This is a genomic window from Micromonospora rosaria, from assembly GCF_001567585.1.
Lineage (GTDB): Bacteria > Actinomycetota > Actinomycetes > Mycobacteriales > Micromonosporaceae > Micromonospora > Micromonospora rosaria.
Genome location: NZ_LRQV01000143.1, coordinates 1 through 17,288, shown reverse-complemented (window position 1 = coordinate 17,288; position 17,288 = coordinate 1). Strand labels below are relative to the sequence as shown.

General features: G+C 75.3%; 15 protein-coding genes. 4 read left to right on the top strand and 11 right to left on the bottom strand.

Features of this window, described 5'->3' with window-relative positions; genetic code table 11:
* The 5 genes from AWW66_RS26980 to AWW66_RS26960 form a co-directional block, all read right to left on the bottom strand.
* Positions 1-1,178 (bottom strand): hypothetical protein (locus AWW66_RS26980; RefSeq protein ID WP_067371928.1); only part of this gene is annotated, 1,178 nt, incomplete at its 3' end.
* Between the two features lies 1 nt (position 1,179).
* Complete coding sequence (locus AWW66_RS26975; RefSeq protein ID WP_067371925.1) at positions 1,180-1,893, bottom strand: DUF8175 domain-containg protein; 714 nt, start codon at positions 1,891-1,893, stop codon at positions 1,180-1,182.
* 8 nt (positions 1,894-1,901) lie between these two features.
* On the bottom strand, positions 1,902-2,207 hold the full coding sequence (locus AWW66_RS26970) for a hypothetical protein (protein WP_157528000.1): 306 nt from the start codon (positions 2,205-2,207) through the stop codon (positions 1,902-1,904).
* Between the two features lie 87 nt (positions 2,208-2,294).
* Positions 2,295-2,630 carry a hypothetical protein gene (locus tag AWW66_RS26965; protein ID WP_211272114.1) on the bottom strand — a complete coding sequence of 112 codons (336 nt, stop codon included), beginning with the start codon at positions 2,628-2,630 and terminating at the stop codon, positions 2,295-2,297.
* A complete protein-coding gene (locus AWW66_RS26960; protein ID WP_245648506.1) occupies positions 2,614-3,165 on the bottom strand; it encodes a DUF6668 family protein in 552 nt (183 codons plus the stop codon). The genes AWW66_RS26965 and AWW66_RS26960 overlap by 17 nt, the downstream gene beginning before the upstream one ends.
* Before the next feature lie 184 nt (positions 3,166-3,349).
* Here AWW66_RS26960 and AWW66_RS33070 point away from each other — a divergent pair, with 184 nt between their 5' ends.
* A complete protein-coding gene (locus AWW66_RS33070; protein ID WP_169807184.1) occupies positions 3,350-4,567 on the top strand; it encodes a CAP domain-containing protein in 1,218 nt (405 codons plus the stop codon).
* Between the two features lie 67 nt (positions 4,568-4,634).
* Positions 4,635-5,129 (top strand): DUF4913 domain-containing protein, encoded by a 495-nt coding sequence (locus AWW66_RS35685; protein WP_245648505.1) that lies wholly within the window; start codon positions 4,635-4,637, stop codon positions 5,127-5,129.
* A gap of 131 nt (positions 5,130-5,260) precedes the next feature.
* Here the strand turns inward: AWW66_RS35685 and AWW66_RS26945 are convergent, their stop codons facing one another.
* The 4 genes from AWW66_RS26945 to AWW66_RS26930 all read right to left on the bottom strand — a co-directional run bounded on the left by AWW66_RS26945 (position 5,261) and on the right by AWW66_RS26930 (position 10,438).
* Positions 5,261-6,580: a hypothetical protein gene (locus AWW66_RS26945; RefSeq protein WP_067371920.1), complete on the bottom strand. Its 1,320-nt coding sequence runs from the start codon at positions 6,578-6,580 to the stop codon at positions 5,261-5,263.
* Positions 6,581-6,700: 120 nt separating this feature from the next.
* Positions 6,701-7,855, bottom strand: a complete 1,155-nt coding sequence (locus AWW66_RS26940; RefSeq protein WP_067371917.1) for a zf-HC2 domain-containing protein — start codon at positions 7,853-7,855, stop codon at positions 6,701-6,703.
* A gap of 133 nt (positions 7,856-7,988) precedes the next feature.
* The gene (locus AWW66_RS26935; protein WP_211272115.1) at positions 7,989-8,480 is read right to left on the bottom strand and encodes a sigma-70 family RNA polymerase sigma factor; all 492 of its coding nucleotides are present in this window, start codon (positions 8,478-8,480) and stop codon (positions 7,989-7,991) included.
* 311 nt (positions 8,481-8,791) lie between these two features.
* Positions 8,792-10,438 (bottom strand): beta-1,3-glucanase family protein, encoded by a 1,647-nt coding sequence (locus tag AWW66_RS26930; RefSeq protein ID WP_169807183.1) that lies wholly within the window; start codon positions 10,436-10,438, stop codon positions 8,792-8,794.
* Positions 10,439-10,652: 214 nt separating this feature from the next.
* On the opposite strand from AWW66_RS26930, the gene AWW66_RS26925 reads away from it, so the two are divergent.
* Positions 10,653-12,272: a ricin-type beta-trefoil lectin domain protein gene (locus AWW66_RS26925; protein ID WP_067371912.1), complete on the top strand. Its 1,620-nt coding sequence runs from the start codon at positions 10,653-10,655 to the stop codon at positions 12,270-12,272.
* 90 nt (positions 12,273-12,362) lie between these two features.
* Here AWW66_RS26925 and AWW66_RS26920 read toward each other — a convergent pair whose 3' ends face one another.
* A complete protein-coding gene (locus tag AWW66_RS26920) occupies positions 12,363-13,859 on the bottom strand; it encodes a S8 family serine peptidase (protein ID WP_067371910.1) in 1,497 nt (498 codons plus the stop codon).
* A gap of 294 nt (positions 13,860-14,153) precedes the next feature.
* Between AWW66_RS26920 and AWW66_RS26915 the strand changes: the two genes are divergently transcribed.
* Positions 14,154-16,304 carry a hypothetical protein gene (locus tag AWW66_RS26915; RefSeq protein ID WP_211272113.1) on the top strand — a complete coding sequence of 717 codons (2,151 nt, stop codon included), beginning with the start codon at positions 14,154-14,156 and terminating at the stop codon, positions 16,302-16,304.
* Here the strand turns inward: AWW66_RS26915 and AWW66_RS26910 are convergent.
* Positions 16,259-16,933, bottom strand: a complete 675-nt coding sequence (locus AWW66_RS26910) for a hypothetical protein (protein WP_157527991.1) — start codon at positions 16,931-16,933, stop codon at positions 16,259-16,261. The two genes, AWW66_RS26915 and AWW66_RS26910, sit on opposite strands and share 46 nt — an antisense overlap.
* Between the last annotated feature and the right edge of the window lie 355 nt (positions 16,934-17,288).

The window sequence follows — 17,288 nt, the reverse complement described above, 5'->3', positions numbered from 1 at the left end:
CCGCTGCTGCCGGTGCCCCCGGCGCGGCCGTCCCAGCCGGCGTTGCCGTCCCGACCCGGGCCGCCGTCCGCACCGGACGCGCCGTCCGTGCCGGAGCCGCCGTCCCAGCCGTCGCTGCCGCCCCAGCCGGCCCGGCCCGAGCCGCCGTCCCGCCCGGTGCGGGAGGTGCCGCCGGAACTGCGCCCGGCGGGGCCCTGACCACCGCCGGTGTCCCGCGACCCGGAGGGACCACCGCCCCGGCTGCCACCGCCTCCGCCGCCGCTGTGGGCGAGGGCGGAACCGGCGATCTTCTTCGCGCCGGAGGCCACCGCGCCGGTGGTGGCGGAGATCGCGGTACCGGCCGGGTTCCCGGTGCCCAGCGCCGCCGTCGCCGGCACCACGAGCTTGAGCAGCGCGGGCAGCGCGACCGCCGACAGCAGCAGGATGCCGACCCCGGCGATCCGGCCGTGCGCCCAACTCTGCCGGTTGCCCTCGGCGAGCATCTCGGCCCCGGCGAACATGATCAGACCGACCGCCGGTTTGTAGAGCAGCCAGGCGATGGTCCAGCCGATGTGCTTGCGCCACCAGCCGGCGCCCCAGTCCGTCATCGAGGCGGCGGCGGCCAGCGGCAGGGTGCCCAGCAGCAGGATCATCACGCCGAGCCGGATGTAGAGCATCAGCACGTGGACGATCCCCGAGATCAGCAGCAGGAACGCCACGACCAGCAGGAGGAAGCCCTCCAGGTTGGTGCCCTGCTCGATGCAGGGGATGCTCTTGATGATGGTCAGCGACGCCTCGGTGAAGAGGTGGCTGGTGAAGTTGTCGGAGACGGCGGCGGCCTTGATCGCCACCCAGGAACCCGCCCCGGCGACCAGGATGACCCGGAGGAAGCCGTACAGGGCCGTCTTGCCGGCCTCGCCACGGCGGTCCATCGCCATCTTCGCCGCGGCGAAAATGATCGAGCCGACCGCGAGGTAGACGATCAGCCACTCGACCTGGTCACTGATCAGTCCCGGTACGGTCATGCCACCGCCCGGCCCCTCGCCGAGGGTGGGCACCTCGTTGGTGAACTCCTGGAAGAGGGTGATCGCCGCGGCGAGGACCAGGTTGGCGATGATCCGTACCAGCCAGCCGATCGGGTCGCCGATCAGCTTGAAGATGTCGAAGACGCTGGTCCAGGGCGACAGTCCACAGTCCACGTCACGGCCTCCACAGGGTGTAGCCGGCGCTGCCCAGGACCTCGCCGACCGGCTGGTACAACTGCCCGACGGCGGAGGGCTGGAGCCGCCAGTCGGCACCGTCCCAGCGCAGCTCGATCCGGCTCGCCGAGTAGCCGCCGGTGGAGCCCCGGACCAGGAGCTGCACCGTGGCCGCCTCGGGCGAGTACCGGTCGACGGCGAAGCCCTCGTACCGGCCGTCGACCCGACGCACCGGGCCGTCGGCGAGCATCTCCAGCCGGGCCGCCAGGATCTCCTGGCCCTGCCCCGCCACCACCTGCCGGTCGAGCACCGCGCGCCACTGCGGGCCGTGCAACAGCACCGGGATGGTGTACGCGGCCAGCACCGCACCCATCGGGGACCGCGCGAAGCACCGCAGCACGCCCCCCTCGGTCCGGGTCGGCCCCTCGGTCACGGAGAGCGGAATCACGTGGCCGGCCTCCAGGGTCCGCCACGTCGCGTCCTCGGGCGGGCGGGCCGGGCCCGGGGGCGCGGCCGGTACCGGCGGACAGTCCGTGAGCGCCACCTGTCCGGCGGGGACGCGGGGCCCCGCCGGCTCGTCGGCGGACCGGGTGACCAGCACCAGCCCCGCCATCACCAGGATGCCGGCGACGAAGAAGGCGGAGAGGACGAAGCTGCGCTCGGTCCAGAACGGCTGCTCCGCCCGCTCCCGCCGCCGGCCCGCACTACTCGACATCCCCGCCGTCACTCGAAGAAGAGTTCGACCACCGGGCCGGCGGTGGCGACCAGGATGCAGCCGCACAGCACCAGGCCGAGCCGGGAGAGGTGCTCGGAGCTCTCGCCCCGCTTCATCGAGATGCCCATCATCGCGCCGGTGATCAGCACACCGGCCACCCCGGCGGCGGTGCCCGTCCAGGCGAGCAGGTTCAGCAGCGTGTCCACCAGACCCGTCAGCTCCTCCGGCGCACCACCCGGCTCCGGCTGCGGGACGGCCTGTGGGAGGCGGGCGACCAGACCGGCCGGCGCGAGCAGGGCGAGGCTCTCGAACATGGCGTTTCTCCTTGGGAACGGGCTGGACCGGGCCGGGGGCGGACCCGGGGGGCGGTGCCCCGCGTCGGGACACCGGGTACGACCGGGTCAGAGACCGAGGTCGCCGAAGATGGAGACGATCGGGCCGGCGGCGGCCCCGAGGATGCAGGCCAGGGCGATGAAGGCCAGCCCACGGAAGTGGTCCGACTCCTCACCCGGGGTGCCCCGGTTGAGCTGGATGGCCATCTGGATGCCGACGATGATCAGGCCGCCCACCGCCGCCGCCGTCATGCACCAGGCGAGCAGGTTGAGCAGGTCGAGGGCCTCCCCGTCGCCGGCCAGCGGATTGAACTGACCCGGCGGTACGGGCCGGTTGATCTCCGGTCGCGGTGGCTCGGCGGCGAGGACCGACAGGTGCCACCACAGCTCACGGACGCCGGTCACGGCCGTCCCCCTTCGCGTCGAGGCGCAGACCGGCCGCCGTGGCCAGCCGCAGCAGGGCGTTCGGTGTCTTCGCGGGCTGCTGACCCAGCCGCCAGGACGGGATCCACGGCACCCGGTGCACCGGCGCGACCGAGCGCAGCACCCGGATGCGGCGGGACAGCGCCAGCGGCAGTCGCCCCGGGGCGTCCGCCAGCAGCACCAACCCCGTCAGCCGCATGCCCGGCGGGTGCCGCCCCTCCCGCAGCGCGTTCAGGGCCCGCGACATCGCGCGCATCCCCTCGGCGTTGGTCCGGGCGACGAGCATCACCGTCGCGGGTTCGGCCAGCGCCGCGTCCGGCCACCGGCAGCCGAGGTCGACGCCGCCGAACAGCCGGGCCAGGGTCGTCGTACCGGCCCCACCGTGCGCCGCGATCCAGCCGACCCCCTCCTCGGACAGGGACCGGCGGGGCGGCGCGGCGGGGCCGTACCCCTGCGGCACCGGTACCCGTCCCGGTGGCACGTGCGGCGCCGGGCCGAGGGTCGTCGCGGACCCCATGCCACCCACCTCCTCCGTACGTCTGATGTCCGACCCGTCGACGACCCGCGTGAACCGACCGGGTTCCGGCCCCGTTGGTAGGGCGTCCGGGTCGTCGACGGACGCCTCTACGGGGCGTCCCGGCCCCCGGTTCAAGACGAGTGCGGAAATTTTTGTCGGCGAGCACGACCCCGCGGGAGACGACGTGAACGAGCAGTCGGGCGCCAGCAAGGCGGCGATCATCGGCGGGCTGATCCTGCTCGCGCTGGTGCTGCTCGGCGCGCCCCCGGCGCTGCTCATCGGGGGTGCCTTCGTCCTCGTGATGAGCGCGATCTACATCCTGCTGCTCCCCCTGATCCTGCTGATCATGCTGTTCACCGGTGGGGGGTCACCGGCCTTCGACGTCAACCAGGCCGCCGAGGAGTCCATCACCGCGAGCCGGGGCGACGGCCAGGGGGAACTCGACCCGGCCCAGATCCCGGTGGGACTGCGCGACACCCTGGAGGACGCCGGGGAGACCTGCGGCGAGATCGGGCCGGTCGTCATCGCCGCCCAGATCGAGGTGGAGTCCGCCTGGTACGCCGCGAAGGTCGGCGAGGACGGGCGGCTCGGCATCTCCCAGCTCACGCCCGAGATCTTCGACGAGTACGGCGAGGACACCGACGACAACGACGAGACCAGCGCCCTGGACCCGGAGGACTCGATCATGGCGCAGGCGGCGTACATGTGCGACCTCGCCGACGACGTCCAGCAACTGCTGGACGACAACCGGGCGATCGGGGACCGGCTCGACCTGACCCTGGCCGCCTACCGGGTGGGCATCGACGCGGTCCGGGAGGCCGGGGGCATCCCGCCGGAGAGCGACGCCCAGGAGTACGTGGTCCGGGTGCGGGCGTACTTCGCCAAGTACATGGGGATCATCGGTCCGCCGCACGAGACGCCCACCACCAGCGGTCCCGGCGGCGCGGCCGGCGGCGGGGACGAGACGCCGAACGAGGCGCGGGACGGGGACGGGGACGAGCCGGAGGAGAGCCCGCCCTCCGAACAGGCACAGCAGGTGCTCAGCCTGGTCAACACCGAGCGGGCCGGGGCCGGCTGCCCGGCGGTCCGCACCGAGGGCCGGCTCACCACCGCGGCCCAGCGGCACAGCCAGGACCAGGCCGACCACCGGAACATGTCGCACACCGGCAGCGACGGCAGCACCGTCGGGGACCGGTTGGACCGGGCCGGCTACTCGTGGAGCACCTACGGGGAGAACGTCGCCGTCAACCGGCCCTCGGCGGAGGCGGTGATGGCGGCGTGGATGAACAGCCCCGGCCACCGTGCCAACGTCCTCAACTGCGCCTTCACCGAACTCGGCGTCGGCATGGTCACCCGGGGCGACCAGACGTACTGGACGCAGAAGTTCGCCGCGCCGCGCTGAGCCATCCGGACCCGACCAGCAGCAGCACGCCAGCACCGATCGAGACCAGCGGGAGGGAGACCCAGCAGTGACGATCCAGGACCACGCCGCAGGGACACCGGGGTACGGGGAGACGCCACCCGGCCCTGCGCAGGCCGGAGGGCCACCGGCCGCGCCACCGCAGGCCGCGCCACCGCAGGCCGCGCCACCGCAGGCCGCGCCACCGCCGGTGGCGCCGTTCATCCTTTACCTCGACGGTGCGCAGCACCTGGAGGCGCTGCGGATGCTCACCCTGTGGGTCCGGCACCTGCTCGTACCGGTCTACCTCCGGGAGGTCTCCTCGGGCGCGCCCTGGTGCCCCCGGTGGTGGCTGCACCCCGAGGCGGTCGCCCAGCTCTACGGGCTGTGGATGGCCTGGCAGGAGATGACCCGCCCGCAGGCGGGTTTCTGCGGGCCGGCGAACTGGCACCGGGACTACCTCGGCCCGGTGATGAACTCGCTCCGGGACCCCTCCGGCCCGTTCGCCGGCTGCAAGGCGGGCACGCACCGCCCCAAGGAGATCCCGCAGATGGACCCGTTCTGACCGACGGCCCGGTGCGGGTGCCCTGGGCCGTCGCACCGGCACCGGGCTCGCGGTACCCGCACCACGGGCCGACGGCACCAACCAGGGGCCGACGGCACGACGGGGCCGACGGCCGCAGCGGGGACCGACGGTCAGCGCCGGCGGCGGGTCGGCGACGCGGGGGTCGTCGGCTCGGCCGCCTTCAGCACCGGCGACGGCATCGGCGTGATCTCGACGGAGTCGTAGCCGGTGGACCGGACGGCCGCCTGGGTGCTGACGCGGGCGAAGTCCCGGTCGCCGCTGCGCCGTCCCTCGGTGAAGGGCGTGCCGCCGCCCGGCGCGTACGACATCGCGGCCACGGTGGCGGCCGTCTGCTGGGGCGCATCGGTGCGCTGCCCCCGGGCGGGGCTCGGTGGACCGACGGCCGTCAGCGCGGGCGAGTAGAGGTCGGACGTCGGGTACGGGTTCGTCGTCTCGGGGCGCGGCGGCCCGATGCGCGTCGGCGGCGACGACCTCGTCCGCTCCGGGGTGGTCTCCGGCGGCGACGCCGGAAGGTGGGCCGTCGCCTGCTCCGTCGGCGTCTGCCCCGTCGGGGCACGGGTGGGCAGCAGGAAGTCGGACACCACCCGCAGGCGGTCGTTGTCGTGCAGCAGCCGCAGGGCGTCGCTCGAACTGATCAGCTTCGCCACTTCCCGCGCGACCAGGCTGCGCCGGACGGCTTCCTGCTCGGCGGTGAGCACCACCGGCCCCTCCGGCACCTGGTACGGGGCCGGGACGAACCCGGCCGCCCCGTACGGCGCGCCGCCGGCAGCACCGGTGTACCGGCCATCGACCACGCCCGGCCCACCCGCCATGGGCAGCCCACCGGCCATGGGCAGCCCATCGGCCATGGGCAGCCCACCGCCCAACTCCGGCCCAGCCCCGATGGGCGGTCCACCTCCGACGCCCGGGCCGTACCCCACGGCCGGGCCCGGGACCGTGCCGGTGGTCGGGAAGTGGTGCGCCCCGCCCTGGCCCGGCGCAGCCGACGGCCAGCCCGGGTAGGCGGCCGGCACCGTGCGGCGTTGCCCGGCGTCGGGCCACCTCGGGGGCCGGTCGGGGTTCAGCCGGTTACGGAGCCGCCTGATCATCCGGACTGCCAGGTCGACCTGCCGGCGGACCGCGCCCCGGAGGCCGGCGTCGGGGTGCCGGGCGTCGCGGTCCTGCCGGCGCAGCACCTCGGGTCCGTCGAGCCGACGCCGGGCGGTGTCGAGCCCGCGCCGGTCGCGGTACTCCCGGCGCTGCTCGCCGTCGATCACGTCCTGCTTGGCCACCACGAAGTCCATCGCCTCGCGCAGCTCCCCGGCGATGCCCAGCTGCCTCGACGTGACGAAGTCCAACCGGACCCGGTCGAGATCCGCGCGGAGGATCTCCAGCGCCTGCACCTGCAGGTCGCGTTCGCTGTACGGGAGGGGCGGGATCGGTGTGGTCATCGGTGCCTCCGGGCGCCTCGGTCGTGGCCGTCCGAGGCTCTACGGCCACCACCCACCGGAGGTTCACGGCGATCCGCCGGTGCCCGTCCGCCCCGGTGGGGAGGGGGCGGACGGGTGGGCTCAGCGGGAGATCGGCGCGGTGACGACGGCCGTGCCGTCGACCAGCCCCACCGTGACAAAGGCGAGGTCGTCGACGGGTACGGGAAGCTCGCCGGTCACCTCCTGGGTGCCGGTGGAGGCCGTCCAGTCGCGTACCACGTGGGTGCTGCCGTCCCGGGTCACCGCGAAGAGGCGGTAGCGCAGCCCCTGGCGCAGGCCGGTGGCGCTGATCCGGATCGTGGAGCCCCGGTCCTCGTCGGTGGTGATCGTGGCCGAGAGGCTGACCCCCTGGTCGCGCGCCTCTCCGGTCGCCGTCAGCACCACGTCGTGGCGGTCGCCGAGACCGAAGCCCGCCACGAGTCCACCGGCGAGGGCCACGGCCACGGCGGCGGCGGCCACCCCGCCCCAGACCAGGAACCGGCGACGCCGGGACCCACCGGTGGGCCGGCCCCGGGGTGGGCGGGCCGCCGGACCGGATTCCGCGCCCGGCCGCGTTCCACCCGGTCGCACCGACCCGACGGCACGCGGCCCGGGGCCCGGCCCCGGACGCTGTCGGCCGACCGGGGCCGGACCGGCCGCCGTCGGCTCGGCCGGGGACCCGGCACCGTCACCCGGCTCACCCCGCACCGGCCGCCCGGCGGCCGGCTCGACTGCGGCCGGCTCGACTGCGGCCGGCTCGACTGCGGCCGGCTCGACTGCGACTGTCTCAACTGCGGCCGGCCCGATCGTGGCCGCCCCGGCGGCGGAACCGATGTCGGCGGCCGTCCCGGGGTCGGTGGCCCCGGCGTCGGCCACCGGGGCGGGTGTCGCTGAAGGGGCCGCCGTCGGGGCGGTGGGCTCGGGGGTCTCCAGGAGCGGGCCTCGCGCCGCCGACGGGCCCGGGCTCCCGGTCGCGTCCGGGCTCGGCGTGGGGTCCGGGCTCCCGGTCGGGTCCGGGCTCGGGGTGGGGTCCAGGGTGAACGGCGGCAGGTCGGCGAGCTCCGCCCAGTCGGCGGGCGCCAACCCGCCGAGGGCACTGGTCACGCTGCCCATGTCGCCGGCTGCGGACAGGCACTCCCCGCAGCCGGCGAGGTGCTCCTCGAAGGCCACCCGCTCGGCGTCGTCGAGGGCGCCGATCAGGTAGAGAGCGAGCGCGGCGTGCTCGGCGGTCGGGTTCTCACCGCTGGTGCGCATCATGCCCCCCTTCCCCACCCGACGACACCGCAGCCGGTGTGACGGCCCCCAGGGCGGCATCCGTGCCGGTGATCGAGCGAGGATCCGGGGCGACGAGGCATCCGGACGGCTCCGAGAGACAACAGGCCAGGAGACATCAGGAGGGCTCGGTCGGACCGATCGCTGCGTGCAGCGCGCGCACCGCATAGTACGTCCTGGATTTTACAGTACCCTCCGGTATCCCGAGTCTCGCCGCGGCCTCGGCCACCGAGGCTCCCTTGTAGTACATCTCGATCAGCACCTCCCGGTGCTCCGGCTTGATCTGTTGCAGGGCGAGCCGGACCGTGTGGGTGCTGACCACCCGCTCCATCTCGTCCTCGGCCGACGACAGCCGGTTGAGGTCGGGGAGGCTGACCTCGGCGGGACGGGCCTGCCGGGACCGCATGGCGTCGATGGCCACGTGCCGGGCCACCGTGTAGAGCCAGGGGGCGATCCGACGGGGGTCGGCGGCCAGGGTCTCCAGGTTCCGCCAGGTCCGCAGGAAGGTCTCCTGCACCAGGTCCTCGGCGAGTTCCTGCTGGCCGAGGACCAGGCGGGTGAGGAACCGCAGCAGGGGTGTGCGGTACTGCTCGTGGATGCGCCGCATCAGTGTCTCGGGGGCGACCCGCTCGGCCACGGCGTCACCGGCCCCCGGCCCGAGCGCTTCGTTGGGCACCGCCGACACAGAACGCCTCCCCCTGACGTACGGGTCGCACCCGTACGGTCGCGCCGACGCATCGACGCCGGGCCCACTCCAGGGGAGAGGATAACCGTACCCATCGGACGGTGCGCCGGGCGATCGATCGGCCGGGAGGCGGTGCCGCCGCTGGGAGGCACGCCTACCGGCCGGGTCGACCGGTCGACCGGTGTCCGCTGTGGAGGGCGCGCGGCGTCGCTCGGGGGCGAGGGCGAGGGAGGGGCTCACCGGGCGAACCGCACCCAGCGGATGTTGCCGATCTCCTCGGGCTGACCGCTGGCGATGGTCAGGTAGACGTCGTGCCGCCCGGTGGTCGGGGCGAGGGTGCCGGGGACGGTCCGCCAGTTCTGCCAGCCCCCGGTGTTGGCGACCGCGATCGTCCCCACCGGCGGACTGCCCGGATCGCCGAGGCGTACCTCGATCAGGCCGGAGATCCCGCCCTCGGCCCCGGAGGCGAACGCGACCTCGAACCGGGTCACCGGCTCGCCGCCGAAGTCGACGCCCCGGAACCCGATCCAGTCGCCGGCGGCGAGGAACCCGACGTGCTCCCCACCCCCGGCGGAGGGCTCCTTCCGGACCCCGTGCTCGCGGTCGAAGCTGGCCGCGGCGATCTCCCGGTCGACTCCCCGGTCACCCCGGGGCCCGCCGTCGACGGGGACCGGCGGCACGACCACCGTCTCCCGGGGGGCGGGCGGCGGGGCCTCGCCGGACCCGGCCCCGAAGGGGGTCAGGGTGATGGTCACCTGGCCCGGGGCGTGGTCCTGGATGAACGAGGCGTCGTCGACCACGTCGTCGAAGGGGAAGCCGTACGCTTTGCCGTCGGCGGAGTGCCGGTGCAGCACGCGGGAGTAGTGGTTGGTCACCGGATGCTGGTAGAAGGCGTCCCGGTTGGTGGTGGGCTGGTCGGGCTGGTCCAGCACGGACCGGTTGAACCCGGCGCCGACGACCGCCGCGATCGGGCCCGTCACCCCGTCGTTCGGGGCGGCGAGCGCCCCGTGACAGAAGAAGACGTCCAGCGTGGAGGGTCGGGCGAGGGACACCCCGTTGTCGAAGGTCAGCCGCCCGTCGACGACCCGGCCGGTGAACCGGCCCTGGTTGGTGGTGATCCGCAGGTCGGTCCGGCTGTACCGGTCCCAGATCTCGCCGACGTAGCCGTCGAAGTAGTCCGGGGCGAAGCGGCCCGTCTCGATCCCCTTGCCGGGGGCGATGACCCGCAGCCCGTCGACGACCAGACGCTCGAAGCCGGGCTGCCGGGACAACTCGGCGAAGACGGCGTCCCGGCCCCCGTCGACCAGCTTCCCGGTGGACTGCTCCCTGCTGCCGCTGAGCCGGATCGACATCGGGATGCTGAACATGTCGACCATGGTCGTGTTGCAGAACATCCCGGCCGCGTTGTACGTGAACTCGCAGCAGTCGTGGAGCACCCCGTACGCCGGGTCGCCCGGCACCCACCCCACCGGGTACTGGAGCGCCGGGCGGCCCTCGCCGTCGGTGACCACGGTGAACCGGAGCCGTCCGTTGATCGAGAAGTAGATCCGGCCGGACATCATCGGCAGGGCGAACCGGGTCTCCCCGGTGGCGGCCAGCGGCACCCCGACGGCGGCGAAGCCGTCCGCCCCGTTGTCGGCCGGGTTGGCGGGGGTGAACCGGCCGCTCTCCCGGACGTACCCCATCTGGCCGGTCTCCAGGCTCGTCCCGACGACGTACATGTGGATCGCCGCGTTGTCGAACCGTCCGGTGCTGTTCACCACGGTCAGCGGCAGGCCGCCCGAGGCCCGGGCCCGGGAGACGAGGGGGGCCGCCAGCATCGGCACGCCCACGGCGGCGGCCCCGGCGAGCCCCAGCCCGAGCACCTTACGTCGAGTCAACATGGACTTAACCTCCACTTAACGCCCTGACCAGCGAGAAGGCCGGTGGCGTGACCTTTCGAGCAACCACGCGCCCGCCACGTTGACGGCTCGGCACCGCCGTCGGTTCAATATCGACCGGACCAAAAATCCACTGATCCGATTCGAACCCGGTGAACCAGGGACATCGCCCGTCCGTCACGTGAGCGATGTCGCCCACGCCGGAAGGGATGACCCCGTGAACCCCGATTCCGCGTCCGTCCGATCACGACTCGGTCGGATCCCACGCCGTACCGCCGGAGCCGTCGCCGCCGGTCTCGCGGTGCTGTGCATGGTGGTCGCCGCCGTCGGCTGGGGCGTCGCCTCGGCCCGCGACGACGACCTGACCGGCCGCCCGGTCACCGACGAGCACCTGACGACCATCCAGGCCGCGGCCCGCTCGTGCCCCGCCCTCACCCCCGCCCGGCTCGCCGGGCAGCTCATGGCCGAGTCGGGGCTCGACCCCCGGGCCACCCGGACCGCCTCCGGCGGTCAGGGCATCGCCGGGCTCACCGCCGAGGCCTGGAAGAAGTGGGCGCCCTGGCCCGGCGCGAAGCGTTCGGACAGCGCCGCGAACATCATCGCGCTGGCGCACAAGATGTGTGACCTGAGCGGCCAGCTCCGGCTGACCAAGGTCTCCGGGGACTCCTGGCGGCTCTCCCTGGCCGCCTTCCACCGGGGCCTGGACACGGTCCGCGAGACCGACGGGATCCCGCCCGCCGCCGTCGAGTACGTCGACCAGGCCACCGGGTACGCCGCGTACTACGGCAGGCTGGTGCAGTTCGGGGGCTCCGGCGAGGTCCGGCCGACCGCCGACCCGCAGCAGCCGAAGGCCGTCCCCGCCGAGTACACCCGGCTGATCGTGCAGGCCGGCTCGGTCTGCGGGCAGGTGCCACCCCCGGCGGTCGCCGCCCAGGTGATGGCGCTGTCCGGGTTCGACGTGAACCTGCTCGGCGCGGGTGACCGGCGGGGCATCGCCCAGTTCCTGCCCGAGGTGTGGCAGACGTACGGCCCGGACGGGGCCTCGGCCTGGAACCCGGAGGCGGCCATCCCCACCGTCGGCCTGGCCATGTGCGGCCTGCACGAGGACCTCTCCGGGCTGGAGGGCGACCCGTACCTGTTGGCGCTGGCGGCGTTCCGCAACGGGCCGACCGCCGTCCGGCAGGCCGGCGGCGACCTGGACGCCGCGACGGAGGCCTTCGCCCGCTCGGTGCGCGACTTCACCGAGTACTACGCCCTCGACGGCCGGCTCAAGCCGAAGGCCTCCCCGTCCCCGAGCCCTTCCGGCGAGCCCAGCCCCTCGCCGGAGCCCTCGCCCACCGGCGACGGGGCCGACCCGTCGCCGAGTCCCAGCGCGAGCCCGAAGCCGCCCGCCGGTGAGCCGGACGAGCCGCCCGCGCAGGAAGAGGAGGAAGAGGACGCCAAGCCGGGCCGGCCCACCGGCGCCAAGCAGTTGGTGAACGCCCGGACCGGGTACTGCGTCAGCTCCGGCAAGGGCGGCGACGGGGCGCCCCTCACCCTGCAGAAGTGCCGCGAGGACGTCTCGCAGTGGTGGGTGTTCCGCAGCGACGGCACGGTCCGCTCCCAGGGTCTCTGCATGGACGTGGCCTGGGCGGACACGGCGGACGGCACCCCGGTGCAGCTCGCCCACTGCTCCGGCAACGCCGCGCAGAAGTGGCAGTGGCACCCGGAGCGCAAGTCCCTGATGAGCGGCCTCGCCCCACAGTCCTGCCTGGACCACGAGGGGGTGAAGCTGGGCGCGCCGTTGAACCTCTGGTGGTGCGTCTTCAACCCCGAGCAGACCTGGACGGTGCGGTAACCGGACCCGGTGACGCCGGTGCCCGGCCGTCCCTGCCCGCACGGGAGGGGCGGCCGGGCACCGGTCGTCGGGCCGGGTCGCGGCGGTCGGTCACCGCCGCCGCAGCCGGATGGCGAAGACCACCCCGCCGCCGACCGCCAGGGCCAGGATCAGGACGAGGAAGATCGCCGCACCGGTGCCGCCGCCGTCCTCCTGCTGCGCCGAGGAGACCGGGTTGTCCTGGGCCGGCCGGGACACCGAGGCGGCCGGGTTGATCATGCCGGAGCCGTACCGGGGGTCGGCCTGCTGCCCGCCGACCGCGTCGGCGGTGGCGCGGATCCGCTCCTCCACCTGCGCGGCGGTCAGCTCCGGGTAGGCGGCCCGGATCAGGGCCGCCTGACCGGCGACGAAGGCCACCGCGAATTCGGTGCCGGTGTTGCTGAGCACCCGGCCGCCGCCCACCCCGAGGCTCGCCACGTCGACGCCGGGGGCGACGACCTCCACCATGCCCTCCAGGTACTCCTCGGCGAGCTGGTCACCCGCGCCGACCCCGCCGGTGAGCAGCAGCGCCCCCGCCCCGGAGCGCTCGCTGGGCGAGGGGAGGCTGACCGGCTTCGTCGGGGCCCCCGCCACCACCAGCACGTCGTGGTTGAGGGCGGTGGCCACCGAGGCCAGGACGGCGGGGTCGGTGAGGTCCACGTGGGAGCCGAGCGCGACGACCGAGGCTCCCGCGCTGACCGCCACCTCGACGGCGGTGGCGGCGTCGGCCGGGCGGGCGTTGCCCGAGGCCCGGACCATCCGTACCGGCAGGATGGTGGCGTCCGGGGCGAGCCCCACCGGGGTGTCCCCGGTGCTGGTGTCGGCGGCGATGATGCCCGCCATCGCGGTACCGGTGCCGAGGCAGTCGGTGTCCCCCCGCCCGTTGCCCACGGTCACGTCCGCCCCGACCGCGACCCGGCCACTGAGCTGCTGGAGCGACGCGTCGACCCCGGTGTCGACCACGGCCACCTTGACCCCGTTGCCCCGGGTCAGGTTCCAGGCGCTGTCGGCGGCCATCCGGAGCTGGGCCCAGTCCGAGCGGCTGCTCGACCCGGTGACGGTGGTGCTGCACTTCTCGGCCGAGCCGCCGCTCGTCGGCTTGGGGCTGGCGCTCGTCCGGCTGGGGCTGGGCTTCGGGCTGCTCGGGCGGGGCTGCGGGTCGGGCTCGGGACGCGCCGTACCGCTGCGGCGCGGGCTCGGCGTGGGGCTCGGCCCGGCGGGGAGCTGGCCGTACCGCACCCCCTCGCCGGCGGCGTCCCACGGCAGGACCAGGTGCCAGCCGGCCCTGAGCTGGCTGGGGTCGGTCAGCCGGCCACCGTCCGGCTGCACCCGTCCGGTGTTCAGGTGGTAGATCTCCGCCGACCGTTCACCGCTGCCGAGGAACCGGCGGGCGATCTCGGTCAGACTCTCCGGCTGGCCCTGGTGCTCCGCCGCGACCACGTAGAACTTGACGTAGGCCTGGGCGTCCGGTGTGGCGTCCGCCACCACCGGCCGGGGCAGGGCCAGGACCGCGCAGCCGGCCATCACCACCACGAGCAGGCGGGCCAGGATCGAGCGCTTCGCCAGCACTGGGTGTCCTCCTTCAGTCACCACGGCCGTGCGTCGCCGGCCTTCACCATCTATTGCGGATCAGGGCCGAGTTCGTTCAAATCAATCTGAACCAGATTTCCATGATCCTCGTCATGAGGTCAGCCGAGGGTACCGGCCGTCGATGACGCGGAGATCTCCTCCGGGCGACCGGGCGCCGGCGCACACCCGGGAGGGTCCCGGGCGTCCGTCGGCGCGAACCGCCCGTGAACCACGGGCGACCCTCGACAAGGGACCGGCGGCGACGCGCGACGCAGACGAAGGCAGGGGGCGGGGGTGACAGCGCTCAGGCGGGGCACGGGGACGGCGGGCGACCTGGGAATCGACCGGCTACCGGCGACCCGACGCTTCGACCCGCGCCGGCACCGGCGGGTCGCCGGGCTGTTCGACCTCTGGTTGGCCCCCGGGCCGGAGGGCCGGCTGGTGGTGCCCACCGACCCGGGCCGATCCCTCGACGCCCGGGGCGTCGCCGACCTGGTCCGGCGCGGCGGCGAGGCCGCCGACGACGTCCGCATCCTCACCGACGACGGGGCCCGGCACACCGACCTCTTCACCGAGGTCGCCGGGTTGCTCGGGCACGACGTGCTGATCAGCCCGGAGGGCTCCGACATCCGGCACATCACTGCCCGAAAGCTTGGCGGCGGGGACCCGGGGGACGGTCCGGACGGCGGTGGGCCGCTGCACGCCCTGCCCCTGGACCGGGTGACCCGGCGGCCGATGGACTGGATCGTGCTCCAGCCTCCGGACCTCGCCACCCCCCTGCCCGGGTGGTTCGCAGTGGACGAGGGACTGGTCCGGCCCCGTACCGGCGTGGTCGGCCTGCCCCTGCCGGCGGGGCTCGCCCTGGCCACCCGGGCGGACTTCGTGGCCCGGCGGGCCACCGCGCACCGGCTCGGCGGCGGCTCGGAGGACCTGGTCACGGTCGCCGTCACCGCCCGCTCCGGCGGCTTCCTGGTCGGCAACTACAGCGGTACCCAGGAGGTGCACAGCGGCGGGCAACTCGCCGCCCTGCTCGGTGACCTCCCCCTCTACGGCGCCGACCTGCGGCTCTGGCTGACCTGGCCGTCCGACGTCGGTGAGCAGGCGAAACTGGCCGAGCAGGCCGCCGAGCTGGCCGAGACCACCGGGGCCACCGTCTGGACCCCGCCGGCCGGTGGCCGCGCCGAGCTGATCGACCACCAGCGGGACCTGCGCGCCCTCGACCCGGCGGGAGCGGCCGTGCCCTGGCAAGCCCACCGGCCGAGGTACGCCGACGGCCCGTCGACCCTGGCCGCCACCCCCGACGGACGGCTGGTGTCCCGGCTGGCCCGGCAGCGCATCGTCGTCGCCCCGGTCGCCACCTCCACCACCCCGGCCGACCCCACCACCCCGGCCGACCCCACCGCCCCGGCCGACCCCACCGCCGGGCCGGACACCGGGGCCGGCGGGCCCGCTGCGGCCGGACCGTCCCCGGCCCCTGCGCCCGGGGCGGAGCCCGATCCGGGCCCCGGGTCGGAGCAGGTCGCCGGGGAACCGGTGGCGGTGCTGGTCCCCGCCGTCCCCCGGCCGCCGCTGGTCGCCGAGCGCCGCCGCGCCCCGGCCTACGGGCCGCCCTGGCTGCGCGGGGGGCAGCAGGTCAACGCCGCCGAGTTCGAGGCCTTCGTGCCCGCCCCCGCCGACCTCACCCGGTCGGCCACCGAGGGGGTGCCCAGCGCCGAACTGTTCCTGGTCGCCTCCCTGGACCCCCGGTCGGCCCCGGCGGGCGGTCACCTGCTGCGCATCAGGGTGGGGCCGGGCGGGGCGGTCCCGATGGCGGCGCTGCGCTCCCACGTGCCGGCGCGGTTCCAGTACCTGCTCGGCACCCCGGACACCTACCTGCTCCCGGCCGCCCGGCTGGACCGGGTCCACGTCGTCGGCGGCTTCCGGTCGGCGGGCTTCGGTCGGCTGGCGCCCGTCGACGGGGTGCCGGGTGGGCCGCTGCGGATCCGGGGCACCTCCGCCGCCCGGTCGGTCGCCGGGCTCCCCAACGATGTCCGGCGCTGGCCCGGGTTCGGCACCCGGCGGGCGTACGCCCTGCTCCCGGCTCGGTCCCGGGGACTGCCCCGGGGCTGGCTCCGGCTGTACCGCAGGCCCCCGGCCGTCCGGCCCGACCGGCTGCTGGTGGAGGTCCGGGTCCCCCGGGGCCGGACCGTCGACGTCGGCGCCACCGCCGCCATGCTGACCGGGCTGGACCTGGTCCGGACCCGGGCGGACCGGCTGCACCGGGCCGGCGTACAGCTCGTCCTCGGCCGCCGCTTCTACGACCGGGTCCGGGTGCACCGCGCCTACCGGCCCTCGGCAGGGGCCTGGCAGCGGATCCCGGAGGTGGTACCCGGCCCGCTGCCGGCCGCCGTCGGCGGGCTTCAGTCGCCGACGCCCGCCCCCGGGCCGGCTCCCGCCCCGAGCTGAACCGACCACCGCCCGCCGGGTACCGGGCCGATCACCACCGGGACGCACCGGCCCCCGGTGGCGGCGGCGAGCCCCCGCGCCCCGGCGGCGGTCCCGTCCGGCAGGCCGGCGGTGATCACGATGGAGGGCTCCGGTAGCTGCTGTCCCGGCTTCGGCGGCTCCGGCAGCGTGGACAGGCTCCGGTGGCCCTCGACCCGCTCCGCCCCGAGCGCGTCGCCGACCACGGCCACCCCCACCCCGGCAGCCCGCAACTGCCGGGCGAACAGGGCGGCGGTTCGCCGGCACTCCTCGCCGGCCCCGACGAGGGTGAGCACGTCCGGGGCCCGGCCGAGGTCCACGTGCAGCCGCCAGGGCCCCTTGCGGCCCAGGAGCAGCGGCAGGGTCGCCGGGGGCGCGGGCTCCCCCTCCCCCAGCCAGGCGTACGCGGGCGCGCCCCGTCCCGCCGCCACCCCCACCAGCCGGACGTGGATCGGGCCCGCCTCGGTCTCCAGGTCGACGCTCAGGTACGGCACCTCCCCCTCCGCCGGCACCACCGGCCGGGGGATCTCCCGCCCGCTCGCCGGTGCCACCGGCGGTTTGCCCTGCGGTACCGGTGGCGGGACGAGGGCCGGCACCGGCCCGGGCGTCACGGACGACGGTCGTTCCGTCGTCCCCGGCGGGGACGGTACCGCCGACCGGTCCGGCTGGCGGGACGCCACCGACGGTTCGGCCGCCCCCGGCGACACCTGCGCCGGGACCGACGGCAGGCGCGGCGGAACCGGCGACACCGGGGACGGTTCCGCAGGGTCGAGCGGCCCCGGAGGCGGCCCCGGCACCCCGGGCGGAGCCTGGTTCGGCACCGGCGGCGGGGCCGTCGGCACCGACCCCGGCGGCGGGGCCGTCGGTGGTGCCGGCTCGGGCGACCGGCCCGCCGGTGGTGCCGGCTCGGGCGGCGCAAGCGTCGACGACGCGGGCTCGGGTGGTGGGGCCGTGGACGGTGGCGCG

Bases quoted from the DNA above. Each gene is read 5' to 3' on its own strand.
- AWW66_RS26975 (WP_067371925.1), bottom strand. From the start codon at position 1,893: ATGTCGAGTAGTGCGGGCCGGCGGCGGGAGCGGGCGGAGCAGCCGTTC.
- AWW66_RS26970 (WP_157528000.1), bottom strand. From the start codon at position 2,207: ATGTTCGAGAGCCTCGCCCTGCTCGCGCCGGCCGGTCTGGTCGCCCGC.
- AWW66_RS26960 (WP_245648506.1), bottom strand. From the start codon at position 3,165: ATGGGGTCCGCGACGACCCTCGGCCCGGCGCCGCACGTGCCACCGGGA.
- AWW66_RS26945 (WP_067371920.1), bottom strand. From the start codon at position 6,580: ATGACCACACCGATCCCGCCCCTCCCGTACAGCGAACGCGACCTGCAG.
- AWW66_RS26940 (WP_067371917.1), bottom strand. From the start codon at position 7,855: ATGATGCGCACCAGCGGTGAGAACCCGACCGCCGAGCACGCCGCGCTC.
- AWW66_RS26930 (WP_169807183.1), bottom strand. From the start codon at position 10,438: ATGTTGACTCGACGTAAGGTGCTCGGGCTGGGGCTCGCCGGGGCCGCC.